The following is a 14048-nucleotide window of genomic DNA, read 5'->3' as shown; positions in this document are numbered from 1 at the left end:
TGGTTATATCAAGTTAGTTATCTCAAGCTAAATATCGGACTGTGGTGAGCCGACGCTCGCCATCGGGCGTACTCACAGTAATGTCGAGCGCGATAGCGAGGACGTGTGTCTGGTCACCCCGGTCCTGAACGACAACTCCGCGACTCGTTTCGCAGGGGCCGAACTGTCGATCCGGGCCGCTGTCGCAGTTGGCCCGTACCCACTGGCTCGCACGGCTCTGGTTGTACGAGATCCGATACACGATCCCGTCCGCTAACCGGGATCGTTCGAGACCCTGTATCGGTGGGTCGAGTCGGTTCTGTACCGTCCGGATCGCCTCGTCCCGTCGGTCCCACTCGTATATATCGGCGATGCCACTGGCTGCGTTGTGGACTGCCCGGTCGAGTGCCCGTTCGACAGCGGTCTCGGGCGCGGTCCCGGTTGTCGGCTCTGTGTCCGCGTGGTAGCCAAGTTGGAGATACGCCAGGACGATCGGGACGAGGACGACAGCCAGTGCGATCGCAGCAAGCAAGACGATCTGTCCGCGGTGCTGGTCCCTCGTCATGCGTACCACACGGTGAACGTAACTTTGCCGTTGGTCGTCGGGACAGTCGCCGTCCCGGTCTGGACACTATCCGGCAATGGATATCCGACGGTGCCGTACGCTGTCTCCACCTGGAAGAGCACATTTGGAGGGAGGATCCGTTCGACGCGGCGTTCGAGTGCGTTGGCCTCACGGTCGAATGCGGCCCGTGAGCGGGTGACCTCCGCGACTCTGGTCTGGTCCGCGTGGCGTGGCTGTTCGTTCGACAGGAGTGTCGCCGCGTCGTTTGCGTACAGGTCGAGTTGCGTCTGTGCCTGTGAGTTCTGTTCACCGGGACCACCGAGAACGAACACGAACATGAGACTCAACAGGAGGATAACCCCGATTCCTGCCTCGATCGCCGTGACCGAGGCCTGTGCCCTATGCATCGACGGTCACCCGGAGTGTTGCTTTGCGTGTCTGTGCCGGATAGTAGACGATACGAACGTCCCCCGTCGAGAGGACGCCTGCCGTCTCGAAGGAGAGCTGGACTGTTTCGTATCGTGATAGCGAGACGTCGAACGTGCCCCGGAGCCCGGACTGGTTTCGAAGTAGAATCCGGTCATCGGCCCGGACACTGCGGACGACAGTTCCCGGCTGTGGGTCGATTTCCAGGGTGGCGTTCGGTGTCCGACGTGGGAGCGTGACCGACCGGTTGTTCGTAAACGCAGGCTGGAGTGTTCGCTCGACGCGCTCTTCGACGACGACGAGCCGGTCGACTGTCGTCCCCTCGTCTGGATCACCGGCGACTGCGATCGCGTCTCCATCGAGCTGGACGCGCGCATCGTGGCCGGGAGAGAGCCCGTACTCCTGGTGGAGGTCGCTGGCGGTGAGTGCTGGCAGCGCCTCCGCATCGAGGACGTTGGCTCGGCTTGTTATCGATGCCCGCTGGCTGACGAGCTGATCGGAGAGGCCAGCGGCTTCCTGCTGTTCGATTGCCGGCCGGTCCGCGGACGTAAGCGCCGTGTTCGCCGTCCCAACGACGAGGATGACGACGACGGTCAGCAACAGGAAGGCGATGCCGATCGCTGGAAGTTCAGTCTGTGCTCTCATTGCTCGAGTGTAACAGTGCGGTTCGATGCGGGGCCGCTGACCCGTATTTCGAACTCCCCACCGCTGGTCCACGTCCCGGGTTCGAGTGTGGTCCCGGCCGGCAGGGAAAGTGCGATCGATTCGTCGAGGCGGTCGTCGGGATGATCGAACTGGAGAGTGCCATTCGAGAGCTCGAGACGATAGCTGGTGTCCCGGATCGTCGGGGGAAGCTCAACTGAACGCGTCGCCTGTACTGTTCCGTCTGCATCCGGGACGGCCGTCTCGACGGTCTTCGCGGCCGTGGCGAGCACACGCTCGGACAGTTCCGCGCCGGTTTCCGTCTCGTAGCCAGGGACAACACCGCCGAGGAGCATGCTCGTCATCCCTGCGACGTACAACAGCGCGAGACTGGCTGCGAGGGTCTTGGCGACGACGGGACTGACCGCTCGCTCGTCCATTCTAGCCATTGGTCACCTCCAGGTTCAGATCGTGGACGACCACGTATCCTTGCCGGTTTGTCGGAAACGTCACGACGACGCTTTCGTGCTCGTCTCCACCGAAGCTCCGTCGCCGGGTCGTCCCGTCGCGTTCCTCGAAGTATCGCTCGAACGGCGCAGGTGTTGCAGTCTCGATTGCGACGGCGTACTCGCCGGTGCCGAGTGCGAACCGCTCGTGTGAGACGTTCGTCTCGATCGAGTTCGTGATCGTTCCCTGCCCGCCGACCGACGTGTGGCTGGCGTTCAGTCTCGGGACCCCCACCACGAGGACCCCGTTCCGACGGGAGCTCGTGACCGACGGTCCCGAGACGAGTGACGAACTGTGGCCGCTGTCCCGGAGCACTGCACCGGCGACAGCCGTGATCCGGAACTCGTCGTTCTCGTAGACGAGTGCCTCGATCTCGTAGGACTGGATGATACTGTTGTTTTCGAGAACGCGGAGCGTGCGATCTGTCGTCCTGAGCGTTCCGTCCGAGAAACTGACGCTGTGACTGTGAAAGCCGGTTCGTTCAGTGCCCTGGACTGCTCGGTCGAGCCCGTCAGCCATCCGCTGGGCGTCTGCACTGGCTGCCTGCGAGTCGACGAACGTGCCGACACCAACGGTGAGCGATCCCAGCGCGACCACTGCGAGCCCGAGCATCAACGCAACGCCGACGACGTGTGACTGGGCGCGCGAAGGAGTGGGTCCGACCCGCATCAGGCCACCCCCAGTCCGGTGAAAAAGAGGTAGGTGAGAGCGACGAGCACGCCGGAGTGGCCCAGCGCCTCGTACGTCCCCCGGCTGGCGACACCGGCGAACCAGCCACAGGCGAGTACAGTTGCCTGTGCGATCAGATAGAATCGATGCTTGTCACGGGCAGGGTCGACTGCCTGCGGGTCGAACGCCATCCCCGAAGTAGTCCCGGAGACGCTGGACAACTGTGAGAAGCTATCGAGAACTGTGAGATTGACGGCCGCGATGATGCCGACGACGAGTAATGCTGTCGTCCAGCCGATGGCCGCGTAGACGAGCAGCCGTGATCGGATCGTCTTCCGTTCGTGATACAGCCGGCCAATCTCGGTTTCCAGCGTCTCGAAGACGTGTTCAGTGTCGCTTCCCGCCTCCAGCGCACCGACGACGAGACCGACAGTCTGGGAGGCAAGTGGTGTGCCGACGCGCTCGACGAAGCGGTCGAGGGCCGCAGCACGAACGTCGTCGGACTGGTCGGTCCCGGTCGTCAAAGAGAGATTGAAGGCGAGTGCCTCGACATCCGGTTGCAGCGGCCCCAGATCCACGTCGCGGGAGACTCGCTGGACTGCGTCGGGGAACGGACGACCGAGGCTGACGTGGCCGGAGACGGCGTGGACGAAATCCTGAATCTCCCGGTCTTTGGCGTCATCCAGACCTGCTCGCCGGATGGAGACAGCACCGACCGGGATCCCGTAGGCTGCGTAGCCGAGAAGCAGTACGTTCGCAAGGGTGTAGCCGAGCGCAAAGAGAACACCGACGGCGGCCAGAGCTGGCACCGCGAACACGACCGCTGCGCTGGCAGGGTTCGACGTCGCGGTTGCCAGGACACTCGTGACCGCCTCGGGCCGACTGTAGGTCGGCGTCGCACGATCTGTCGGGCGAATAGCGGCGACGGCCCACGCCCCACCGGCACCGACGAGGAGCACGAACACGATACTCGCATAGAAGAGGAGTGCACGGAGCGTGATCGATCCGAAGGGTGTCGAAACGGGCTCGGAGAGGCCAGGTGAGAGGACGCCAGCGACAGTCAGGATCAACACCGCAAGCGCCGGGAACACGAGCATGACGACGAACAGTTCGGCGATCAACTCCAGATAGCCGCTGGCGCGCTCGTGTGCCCGTTCCTGTTTGTGCGAGAGTAGCCGTCCCTCCATCTCGAGATAACTTTCGAGTGAGTCCCGCCCCTGTGCGGCGTGTTCTCTGAATTTCAGGAGGAACGGGGAGAAAGTATCTCGCGAGGGGGTATCGCGGGCGACGAGCGAGAGTCCCTCGTCGAGGCTGCCTGTCAGCGTTGCTCTATTGAGTGCATCGCGCAGGGAATCGGCGGTCGCACCGTAGGCGTCCTGCTCGGCAACACGCTGGAGGATCTTGCTCGAATCGTTGCTCCCGGAGGCAAGGACACGCATGTACCGGACCGCGCCGGGGAGTGTGCGTTCGATCTCGTCACGACGAACTGCCGCCAGTCGATCGAGATAGCGCCCGCCAGCCCGGATAACGAGCCACCGCACGAGTACGCCGGCGGTGACTGCGCCGGTCAGTCCCAGGGGGAACCGGGAGACGGCAGGAAGCGGGAGCTCGTTGAGGATCGGTACACCCCGACCGAAAAACCCGAACACCCGTCCGACTGTACTGGCCGGCAGGAGGATCGTTGCGAGCAGTGTGAGGAGGCTAACACTGATCGCCCCGAACCAGGCCGCCCCGTACAGGCGTGCGATGAACACGTCGAAGCTCGTCTCCAGGCCTGCTGCACGGTACCGCTGGCGGTTACGGTCATGAGTCCCGCTCTCGGCGTGGCGGGAAAAGAGTGCGTACAGCCCCCTGTCGATGGTTCCGAGTCGACCGGCTGGTCGTTGCTCCACCGCCATCAGTTACCTCCAGCGCGTGAGTCCTCGGCACGTTTGCTGTCTGAAGGTTCGGATTCGTCTCCGTCGCGTCCAGCAGATCCCTCCTCGGCCTGCCGACTCAGCCGCGCAACCGTCGCAGCCTCGTTGGTCTGGAGATCGGCCAGCAAATCGAACAACTCCTCGAAGTCGTCGATCCCCTCCTGGACCATGTGCTCGACATAGCGGTGTTTTCGATGGAACTCCGCCTCGACGGCCTCCAGCGAGCGATCGGTTACTGTGGCGATGTGATCGAGTGTCCGCACGTGACAGGTTCTGCCGTCGTCCCCGAGTTCCGGGTGCTCGTAGGCGAAGTCGAAGCCATCCTCGGTGGTTCGCTCCACGATCCTGTTCCAGTAGATCGGTGTCCCCTGTTTGCGGACGACACCGCAACCGTCGTCGCGGTCGAGTTCAGCGAACGAGTGTTCGTCGAGGAGTTCGACGACCTCGCCGACGTACCGGTCGCCATCGACCCGGCGGGGGAAGATGACGAGATCGATCTCGCGAAGCAGATACGGTGGGAGTCCCTGCTCGACGACGCGGTTGACCAGTGACTCGATCTCCGAGGCGTGCGTCGTGCCGATCAGTCCGTGGCCGGTGTTGATGGATTCGGCGAAAGTCTCGAAACTCGCCTCGGTGTTGATCTCGGCGAGCACCTCGACATCCGGGTTGAGGTAGTTGCACTCGGTCATGAGGTCGGCCATCGTGACCTGTTTGTGGTCGCTCTCGTGATCGCGAGTCGTCAATGAAAGTGCCGTCTCGTGGGGTAGCCGGACCTCCCGCGAGCCTTCGTCGATGCTGATCGGACGATCTTCGAAGGGGATGAATGGCATATGGGCGTTCATCAGTGTCGTTTTTCCGACACCTGTCGGCCCGGAGAAGAGGACGATACGGTGGTGTTTATAGTATAGACTTTGAAACGTTATACATCACGATTACATTTGGGTAGATTTTGGCACAAACCTATAATCTAACACAGATAAATAATTTTATATATAATACGAGGCTTTTCCTGTCGGTTTACGATAGCTCGGTCGTGGCGGTTCACAAAACAGGCAAAAGAAGTGGCAAAAAAACGTGATGTGAGTACAGTCAATTGTGACGAACTATATGAAATGCTCACCGAGACATAGCACGTCCGTATTAGGCAAGAAATTTTAATACTTACCTCCACATCTCCACAGAATAGATTCAGCAGACTTGCTTCAGCAGGTCTCAAATAATTATGTGATAGGTATACTCGATATTGATACAGATTCAAAACGTGACCGATAACAAGCAGTCGTTTGTCTCTCAAAAAAGCATGTGGGGGAGCGTTATTCTCGTGTATATTATAATTAAAATAGATTGTAACAATGATTCGAGGGTGTCATACAACGGTTCACATATCCGTTTTCCACTCCCTCGATTCGATAAATACGAGTGGTTTTTATATTATGTGTCAACATATATCATACTTGGCGGCCTCGACGGGAGGTTGGGGCCTTCGGGAGTGTCTGAGGCCAGCACTCCTGATTTCCGGTTTTTGAAACCAGTATACTGTTTTGCTTGCATAGTACTAATCAGGTGATTCATCTCCAGTAGTTCTGCAATTGCCAACCTTGTGAGCTGTTCTATAACACTTTAAGATGTAACCAATAGAGAATTCGGTTGTAATTGAGAGCTTCTGTAAGAGAATTTCTGCATATGTATTTTGACGTTTGAACGGCTATATGAATATAAATTTATATTTGTAATATTTACTTCAAAAAGAGACAGGATTACACATAATCTGCCATTAGTTCATCCATCCTCTGTGTGAAAATCCGTGCTGTATTCGTATTATATGGGACTTCCCCAAGACGATTTGGAGCCGTAGATTCGATATAAATATACGAATCACCCCCATATTCCTCATTGATTTCCATTGGGTCGTAATTTACACCGCTTTCGTGTGCTGACTCCCAGTCTGAACCAACATGTAATTCATCGTAGTTAACAGCAACTCCGGTGTGCAGACTATTTGTGTTCTGTGAACTACCAATCGTATACACAGGAATGAATGCCTCGTATCCGAATGAATTACTCGTTAGAAGGGCATACATCAAAACGCTGTAATCACCACAGTCTCCATAATTATGGACAAGCGTTTCTGTTGGCGTACTGGTTCCGTTATTATACGATTCATCAGCATCCAAAAAGTCAATTCCAGTCCTAACGGATTCACTGAATTGACCCGCATCATACTTGAGATACTGGACGAAATCAGCCACGACTCGAACACGTTCTGCTTCAGAAGTCGCTCCAATCTGGTCACAAACCGTATTGAGTTTTCGTGCGACACGCTCAACAGCCGGGGCATGAAGAACATCTGGCTTATCCAAAATACGTTGGATACGGTCTCTTCCGTTATCGGAAGAATCACCAGATAAGTCAACTACACGCCCAACAGCATTCTTTGAATTCATATATTCTTCTTTTGCCACTTCATATTCGATACCCCACAGATTCAGAATATCCGCATCAAAATACGTGGGCGCATCAAAGGGATGAGCATTGTGGTCTCGGAAGTCATCACCACTCTCGGCATCGTCAATATCAAATCGAGTCTCTAGAATTTCTCGATGTTTTTCTTTGTTCAAATGACTGTATCGACTGAGGCGTTTGTGTTCAACCGTCGCTGTTCCATAGACGGAAGACTGTTCTTTATTGAAGTTATTCACAGATGTAGCGTAGACCGTCGATGGGTCATATTTTTCAAACTTCGGTTTATCAACGCCCATGATTATATCATGGGGACGTTCTTCTGTCCAGTCAGGATAAATAAACCTCTCCCCGTCATACAGGATTTGTTGTGTACTTGTGATGTATTGGTCATCCGTTCGTGGAAGAGCTTCGTCACCCGGAATTTTGACTTCAAAGAGATACGCAAATGGTTCCATCTTTGGTGGCCGATTCTCAAGGTTAAACTCTAACACCTCTGCGACGCTTCCTGTTTGTTCTTCACCATTTAGAACACGATTTTCTCTATCTCTTTCCTCCATGGGGGGTAGTGTTTTTGATGCAACACGTTTTTGTCCACTATCAAATTGAATCTTCGGGCGGGAACACACACCTCCAGACACTCCACGCGATTCATCCATCTCCCATTCTCCTGTTTCAACATTATATCTCCTGTAACCCTGATTTCGCATACGTGCCTCTGGGGGTTCTTCATATTCCCATCCTTCACCGTCTCGAATTGATTCATATACATTAATCACGATATCGCTAACTTCTTCGGCGTCGTCAGGTTTGAGACCAACATCTGTTGTCGGACCAATATATTTCAAAAACGAAATAAAGTCAACGCGAAGCATCGATTGACTGATTTCAATAATATCCATCGATTCTGTCATCAAAGCATAATTTGAATCTAATTCGTCCGTATCATATTCGTCTTCGTCTGCATCTTCAGATTCCTCTTCGGTGCTCTCATTTGAATCTCGTTCCGGATTTTGCTCGATATCATATTTTCCGTTTACATCTTCATCTTCCGGCTCATTATCTTCGTTCTGTGTTGTCTCTTCTCCAAGACAGCCAGCCGTAATTGTTGAACTGACTGCCACGGTCGAGAGCACAAAATGTCGCCTTTTCATCTTACATATATACAGTATACTCACACATATTACTTATTTCAATACAAAAGAAGATGTGTTGAATAATAGTGACAAAGCGAATGTGGATGTAGAATTTTGTCTTTATTCTCAATCGAATAATCGCAAGACTCGCCTTGTCTGCAGGACAGCTATACGAGAGACCTTCATTTACTCACATACCGGTAGACATTTATCATATTATTATTTACATACAAATAACATGACACGAGACATATACATGTGTGATAACATGACAGAAGAAGAGTTTGCAGAGTTTGACCGCATGGTAGAACACGGTACAGGACAGTGGATGATGGACCGTAATGGCGATTACATGTACGTACCGGGTGATTCTGAATGACGGTCGAATTTGTAAATAAAAGTACCGTTGAAGAGGAATTCCGTGTCGATTCCAATTTCAGTCCACACACGCTCGAACGGAGTGTTTTCGAATTTCTGAAAGGTTTGGATATGGACATCAGCGCATACGATGTGGCTACAGATGAAATGAATACGCCATACTACACTATAAGTGGCATTACAGGGTTTGAGAGTAGCGTTTGTTTGGTCTTTGCGAGCAGGACGGCCTCTGAAATTGTTTCTGGAAAAGCTGCTTCATCAGAATTGGTTGATGTACTTCCGACGCACGGAGAAAATACGGTTCAGGTCCAACCGAGTAATTTAGAGTGAGCAAATCTACGATATCAGTATATCGACCGTACGATTTAGAACCTACGACGGATATTCAGGATGAACATATCAGTAGCGATATCTACGGTCGTGGAGGTCATACATTGATAGAAGGACTAGAGGAATACAAGATACACGTTGATAACGGACAAGTACGTGTCCATTGGTATTCTGGTCTGAAGTCGTAATTGAGAACACCGGAAAAGGGCTTTGCATCTGTTTTGACCTGTTTAAACGAGCATGTACGTGCACATGCAAATGCGTATTTAAATATATAAATAAACCTGTAAGTGAATGTTTGGATGTTCTTGTCCGTGCACAATTCCGGATGGCTGATTTTGAGAGACTCTGCACTTTGACCGACCCAGTGCGTATTAAAATCTCAATTTAGTTCGGACACCACCGGTTCCGAAATCTTAGAATTATAACCCGACCGCTTACCAGAGTGGCCGCCAATTATTCTCACGAAGGTAATTATAATCAATCTTATATATAGGGCCGGGGATTACTAACTTGGCGAGACCTCGATAGCGTATTCTTCAGCCAATTCTACGACATCGTACACATGCATCCCTGTTTTGAACCACAGCACACGGCCATCTAACCCCTCGAAGTCTTCCGACGAGCAATCCAGACGCTCGGAGACCGCAAGGATGAGGTTGTCACGGTCCACATCCTGTATCTTTCCCAACTTCTCGTCAAGATACTCTGGCGTCCAGAAGCCGACAATCTCGAACAGTGCCCGACGACCGTCGGGATGTTCGAGAGCGAAATCGGGTAGCATTATCTCTGCTCCCAAGTCCAGCACGTCATCTTCTCGAATGAGATTCCAGTCTGTATTCGCCCGCTCCCACTTCTGAGCAAGCGTCCGCTCAACGTCAGAATCGAAGTCCCCCTGCGCTGTGTAGTGCGAGGACAGTCCATCGGAGTGGTCAAGCTTGAAGGAGAGTGTCTGACTGGTTGAGCCACTCTCGTCGTCAAGAATGTCGGCTTCCATCTCCCAGCGGTCACACAATGGCAATGCAGGCAAAAAGTTCGCCATCCGTATCCCGTACTTCCGTGACTTCGAGAACAGCGACGCTGCCCCGTCCAGTATGGCTTCGTATCCGTCAGCCACATCTGTGCTTGGGACTCGATTCCCACTGCTGTCGATTGGATAGATGCGGTGCATCAATCCGAAGAGCTTCACGTAGCTAAATACGGTCGCAAACGAGTCCCAGACCCGTACCTGCATCTCTGTTGCATCGTACAGGACAGCCTGTGCCAAGGCGAGATTGTATCGAGTGAGAAGCCACTCGACCGTGACGGTATCCTCCGCGTAGGATTCCTCGCTATCGCCCGTGAGTCGGGTCGTTGTTGTCGTCTCGTCTGTGTCCTCGTACTCCTCAGAAACACGGTGTCCAAATCGTACGAGCCGCTTGTTCTCTTCCAAGTCAGCGTACATCCCTCGATAGCACTCTTCGAGTGTGATGTCCAATCGGTCGGCAACCGCACTATAGACCTCCAACTTGCGCGTGTCTTCGCCGAGCATCGGTTGCCGAACTATCGGATAGGACTCGTTGGCCTTCTTGAACAGTTCTTCCCGAATCTCTCGTGGCTCGACTGGTGCAATTGTCTCGAACTCACACTCATCTTTGAGGAGCTTCGCCAGCCCCTGCACGATTTTGTAGTCTGTATCTGCGATAGTGAGCTGGTCAATGGTGTCCTCCAGTTCACCCTTCGGTTCACCAAGATGACCCTCGAAAATCTGAATGAGTTGCTCAGCGGTCTCTCGATACCTTTGTTCGTCTGTTTCGATGAACAACGGGGTGATGGTATCTTCGGACGTACGTGAGCGTGCGAGTTTAGCTGTCAGCACTCGTATCCACCCCCTGCCGTCGCCGTTCAGAGACATATGTTTCCATCGTATCTTCACTGATAATCTCATAGAGTCGGGCTGGTTGACGCTCATCAGTCGGTCGGAGAATGCGTCCCAACCGCTGTGCATACTGGCGTTTCGACGCACTTCCCGATAGAATGATACCGACATTCGCAGAGGGAACGTCTATTCCTTCGTCTAGCACTTGTGATGTAGCAAGCATCGAATATTCTCCTGTCCGGAACTGCTCCAGTATTTCCGTTCGCTCGTCGGTCTCTGTCTGATGGGTGATACACGGAATAACGAACTCCCGAGAAATATCGTACGCGAACTCGTTGTTCGCGGTGAAGATGATGGTACGGTCGTCGTAGTGTCGCTTTAGGAGATTGTCAAGGGTATCCAATTTCTTCTCAGCTGTACGAGCAATCTTCTCTGCTCGTTGCTTGGCAATGAGGGCTCGTCGCCCCTGCGGGTCGTAGGAGGTTCGTTTCAGAAACTCCTGATACCCACGCTCTTTCCAGAGGTCAAACTCGTGACTGTCCACGTAGTCACGGTAAATCTGGTACTCTTCATTGTATCGCTCTCGCTCCTCGGCTGTGAGGTCAACCTGCAGATGAATTGTCTCGTACTCACTGAGGTATTCGCCAGCCAGTTTGTCAACCTCCTCTCGATAGACGACCGTTCCGAGAAGGTCTTCAAGCACTTCGTGCTCGCTATCAGCACGCTCATACGTTGCAGTCAGCCCAAGTCGATATGGAGCAATCGTCATCTCGGGGATTTGCTGGTAGGTTGGGGCTGGCAAGTGATGTACCTCGTCTACAACAAGAAGGCCGAACTGGTCGCCATACTCGTTAATATAGCGGTAGGCACTATCGTACGTTGTCACGGTAATATCGGTCACGTCGTGATTTCCTCCACCGAGGACACCAATACCATCAGGAAGTTGGTCACTGAAAGCGTTGGTGAGGGTGGCGTGCCACTGATTCATCAAGTCGATAGTCGGAACGACAATAAGCGAGCTCACACCTGCGTCAGCAATGGCTTGGACGGCGAGGAAGGTCTTCCCGCTACCTGTTGGGAAGATAACGCTCCCACGGCGGTCGTTGGCCCGCCACGCTGAGAGGGCCTCTTGTTGGTAGTCACGTGGTTCGATAGCGACAGACGGCGTGAGGTGGAAGTCCGAGTAAGCACGGGCATCGTCCTCAAATTCTGTGACAGTTGCTGTGGATTCGTGGAGGGTAGCTTGTCCATCAGTCCCTTTTGCCCACTCTCGAATATCACGGTAATGCTGTGCCCGTGCTCGATACTCGTCAACCCGTTCATCCCACTCTGCGTACGGGACAGAATCGGAGACATCGTTGAGCAGGAGAGTGCCATCATCGAAGGCGATACGCATTCAATTTCACCTACGGTGTGGGAGATACTTGTCCTTGCTGGGGCAGATAGTCCAACAAGATAGCTATATTGAAAGGTCCTCAGCGAGTGAGCAAAGTTTACCTTTCATCAGTCGTCGCTCAATCTCAACCGTATGGCCGCCAACCCAAAAACGGAACTGATAGTGGTCAAAATTAAAATAAATTTGATATTTCTATCATTACATTACAAGAACCCACTCACCATCCTCCATTGTCACAAGACGTTTTTGCGAACTTTTTGCATCTGAGACTTCTTCTGGGGGATTATCTCGCGTATATACCGTTGCCTCATTACTCAGAATCGTCTTTATTTTATAGTTTTCATTAGCAACATCCACAATCGAAACTTCAGAAAGTGAATCAGCAAAAGCAAATTCATCTCTAATTTCTTCTTCCGTCAAGTCCGTTCCTGTAATACTCATCTCAATATCATCATGGACCGTAAAACGTACAGAGCTAACATCTCCGACCGTGAAAGATTGATAGAATCCTTGCAGTGGTGAATTACTGTATAGAATTTCATTGATGGCTGGAATATACTCTTCTTCCAAGTCACTAAACTCTTCTACGCTCTGTGAGGCTTCATAATGCTGTCTAACAACATCTATCGCTTGTTGCTCTTCATCACTCAGTGTTTCACTGTCATCATCTGTACTATCATCATCGGCAACATCATCATTTGTCGTTGAATCTGGTTCCCTACTATTGTCATCCGAGTCAGAACAACCAGCGAGAGCCAACATGGCCGTTGTTCCTGTCACCAAAATTAATTTTCGCCTTGAGACTCCCACATATAATATATCATATCCATGTTTAAAAAAAGATTGGCATTAAAATTAGTTAATGAAATATATGAGTACGTATCTTGAATTCTTATTTCCCCGTTTAAGCAAGTACGTACATAGATATTTACATACTCATTTAAACGCGTAAATGCTAGTTTAAATGAGCGTGTGCATTTGTATTCACACGTATGTTTAGATAAGTATGTACGCACAGACATTAATCAACCGACCAATATTGGCAATACTCATACATATAAATCTGTTTCAAATTTCAGTCTTATTCACCATACTAATTTCACTGCTCACACGATGAATCTATAGATGTTTTATTTCTATCTCAAAGATTGTATCTACTACCGTAAATTTCCAATCTAAATGTGTTTATTTGTTTGTTTTGTCCAACATTTCTTTACTAATATGCGATAGGTTTATATAACTATGAATACGTAGTTAATTTTGCAAGATGATAACTGAAACCGACAAAATTGAACTAGAAAAGTTAGTAGAAGTAATTAAAACTGAATTTGACGAGATTGTAGAAATCTATATTTCATACCAACCAATTCTCTCCGATGTAGAAAGTTTATACATTTTCATTCACACTGGAAGTGTTGGTTTAGTTGAGCAATACGTTGATATAACATCTGCCGAATTAGTATCAATTGATGTTGGTACTGGTGACCCACTTCATTTGCCCTTCACAGTCCTCGCAACATTTGAAGGACCGGGACATCCACAAGGCGGGTCAGGAACGACAATGTATATGTCAGAAAATATAAGAGGTGCGGAACCGCGTGAGCTGGATACAGGGCTATCCATTTTACGCGAAAAATTTGCTGGAATCTGTCCTCACTGTAAGTCCGATGTTGAGGAATTGTCAGAACACTTTTTGGAAAATCTAGAGTGTGCGAGACAAAGACCAGTCGTCGGACCAGTCTAAATCACTAGCCGAGAGTATTGATTTTTATTTTTGTATCAACCC

At 51.8% G+C, this 14048-nt stretch carries 12 protein-coding genes and 1 pseudogene; 2 read left to right on the top strand and 11 right to left on the bottom strand.

Annotation, left to right across the window (positions count from 1 at the left end; translation table 11 throughout):
* Positions 1-22 precede the first annotated feature (22 nt).
* From EOW68_RS13660 to EOW68_RS13625, 8 genes and pseudogenes are all read right to left on the bottom strand, one after another.
* Positions 23-544: a DUF7261 family protein gene (locus tag EOW68_RS13660; protein WP_431358934.1), complete on the bottom strand. Its 522-nt coding sequence runs from the start codon at positions 542-544 to the stop codon at positions 23-25.
* Positions 541-951 carry a DUF7262 family protein gene (locus EOW68_RS13655; RefSeq protein WP_128225722.1) on the bottom strand — a complete coding sequence of 137 codons (411 nt, stop codon included), beginning with the start codon at positions 949-951 and terminating at the stop codon, positions 541-543. The genes EOW68_RS13660 and EOW68_RS13655 overlap by 4 nt, the downstream gene beginning before the upstream one ends.
* On the bottom strand, positions 944-1615 hold the full coding sequence (locus tag EOW68_RS13650; RefSeq protein WP_128225721.1) for a DUF7263 family protein: 672 nt from the start codon (positions 1613-1615) through the stop codon (positions 944-946). Before EOW68_RS13650 ends, EOW68_RS13655 begins: the two co-directional genes overlap by 8 nt.
* Positions 1612-2061 (bottom strand): DUF7266 family protein, encoded by a 450-nt coding sequence (locus EOW68_RS13645; protein ID WP_128225720.1) that lies wholly within the window; start codon positions 2059-2061, stop codon positions 1612-1614. Before EOW68_RS13645 ends, EOW68_RS13650 begins: the two co-directional genes overlap by 4 nt.
* On the bottom strand, positions 2054-2788 hold the full coding sequence (locus tag EOW68_RS13640; protein WP_128225719.1) for a DUF7289 family protein: 735 nt from the start codon (positions 2786-2788) through the stop codon (positions 2054-2056). The genes EOW68_RS13645 and EOW68_RS13640 overlap by 8 nt, the downstream gene beginning before the upstream one ends.
* Entirely contained in the window at positions 2788-4686 is a 1899-nt protein-coding gene (locus tag EOW68_RS13635; protein WP_128225718.1) for a type II secretion system F family protein, read from the bottom strand. Before EOW68_RS13635 ends, EOW68_RS13640 begins: the two co-directional genes overlap by 1 nt.
* Positions 4686-5627 (bottom strand): annotated as a pseudogene (locus EOW68_RS13630) (ATPase, T2SS/T4P/T4SS family); the annotation flags it as partial. The pseudogene EOW68_RS13630 and the gene EOW68_RS13635, both read right to left, overlap by 1 nt.
* Before the next feature lie 834 nt (positions 5628-6461).
* On the bottom strand, positions 6462-8318 hold the full coding sequence (locus EOW68_RS13625; protein ID WP_128225716.1) for a transglutaminase-like domain-containing protein: 1857 nt from the start codon (positions 8316-8318) through the stop codon (positions 6462-6464).
* Positions 8319-8675: 357 nt separating this feature from the next.
* On the opposite strand from EOW68_RS13625, the gene EOW68_RS13620 reads away from it, so the two are divergent.
* Positions 8676-9008, top strand: coding sequence for a hypothetical protein (locus tag EOW68_RS13620; protein WP_128225715.1), 333 nt, complete (start codon positions 8676-8678; stop codon positions 9006-9008).
* A gap of 508 nt (positions 9009-9516) precedes the next feature.
* Here the strand turns inward: EOW68_RS13620 and EOW68_RS13615 are convergent.
* The 3 genes from EOW68_RS13615 to EOW68_RS13605 form a co-directional block, all read right to left on the bottom strand.
* Complete coding sequence (locus tag EOW68_RS13615; RefSeq protein WP_128225714.1) at positions 9517-10866, bottom strand: DUF790 family protein; 1350 nt, start codon at positions 10864-10866, stop codon at positions 9517-9519.
* The gene (locus EOW68_RS13610) at positions 10853-12262 is read right to left on the bottom strand and encodes a DEAD/DEAH box helicase (RefSeq protein WP_128225713.1); all 1410 of its coding nucleotides are present in this window, start codon (positions 12260-12262) and stop codon (positions 10853-10855) included. Before EOW68_RS13610 ends, EOW68_RS13615 begins: the two co-directional genes overlap by 14 nt.
* A gap of 198 nt (positions 12263-12460) precedes the next feature.
* Positions 12461-13042, bottom strand: a complete 582-nt coding sequence (locus tag EOW68_RS13605; protein ID WP_128225712.1) for a hypothetical protein — start codon at positions 13040-13042, stop codon at positions 12461-12463.
* A 487-nt stretch (positions 13043-13529) separates the two neighbouring features.
* Here EOW68_RS13605 and EOW68_RS13600 point away from each other — a divergent pair, with 487 nt between their 5' ends.
* Entirely contained in the window at positions 13530-14006 is a 477-nt protein-coding gene (locus EOW68_RS13600) for a hypothetical protein (RefSeq protein ID WP_431358933.1), read from the top strand.
* The last annotated feature ends 42 nt before the right edge of the window (positions 14007-14048 follow it).

Origin of the sequence: Halovenus amylolytica (assembly GCA_004015825.1) — an archaeon.
In the GTDB taxonomy this organism is placed as follows: Archaea; Halobacteriota; Halobacteria; order Halobacteriales; family Haloarculaceae; genus Halovenus; species Halovenus amylolytica.
Note: the sequence above shows the minus strand (reverse complement) of the source record. Positions and strands in the feature narration are given on the sequence as shown.

Excerpts from the sequence above, each read along its gene's own strand:
- EOW68_RS13660 (WP_431358934.1), bottom strand. The coding sequence starts at position 544 with ATGACGAGGGACCAGCACCGCGGACAGATCGTCTTGCTTGCTGCGATC.
- EOW68_RS13655 (WP_128225722.1), bottom strand. The coding sequence starts at position 951 with ATGCATAGGGCACAGGCCTCGGTCACGGCGATCGAGGCAGGAATCGGG.
- EOW68_RS13650 (WP_128225721.1), bottom strand. The coding sequence starts at position 1,615 with ATGAGAGCACAGACTGAACTTCCAGCGATCGGCATCGCCTTCCTGTTG.
- EOW68_RS13645 (WP_128225720.1), bottom strand. The coding sequence starts at position 2,061 with ATGGCTAGAATGGACGAGCGAGCGGTCAGTCCCGTCGTCGCCAAGACC.
- EOW68_RS13640 (WP_128225719.1), bottom strand. The coding sequence starts at position 2,788 with ATGCGGGTCGGACCCACTCCTTCGCGCGCCCAGTCACACGTCGTCGGC.
- EOW68_RS13635 (WP_128225718.1), bottom strand. The coding sequence starts at position 4,686 with ATGGCGGTGGAGCAACGACCAGCCGGTCGACTCGGAACCATCGACAGG.
- EOW68_RS13625 (WP_128225716.1), bottom strand. The coding sequence starts at position 8,318 with ATGAAAAGGCGACATTTTGTGCTCTCGACCGTGGCAGTCAGTTCAACA.
- EOW68_RS13620 (WP_128225715.1), top strand. The coding sequence starts at position 8,676 with ATGACGGTCGAATTTGTAAATAAAAGTACCGTTGAAGAGGAATTCCGT.
- EOW68_RS13610 (WP_128225713.1), bottom strand. The coding sequence starts at position 12,262 with ATGCGTATCGCCTTCGATGATGGCACTCTCCTGCTCAACGATGTCTCC.
- EOW68_RS13600 (WP_431358933.1), top strand. The coding sequence starts at position 13,530 with ATGATAACTGAAACCGACAAAATTGAACTAGAAAAGTTAGTAGAAGTA.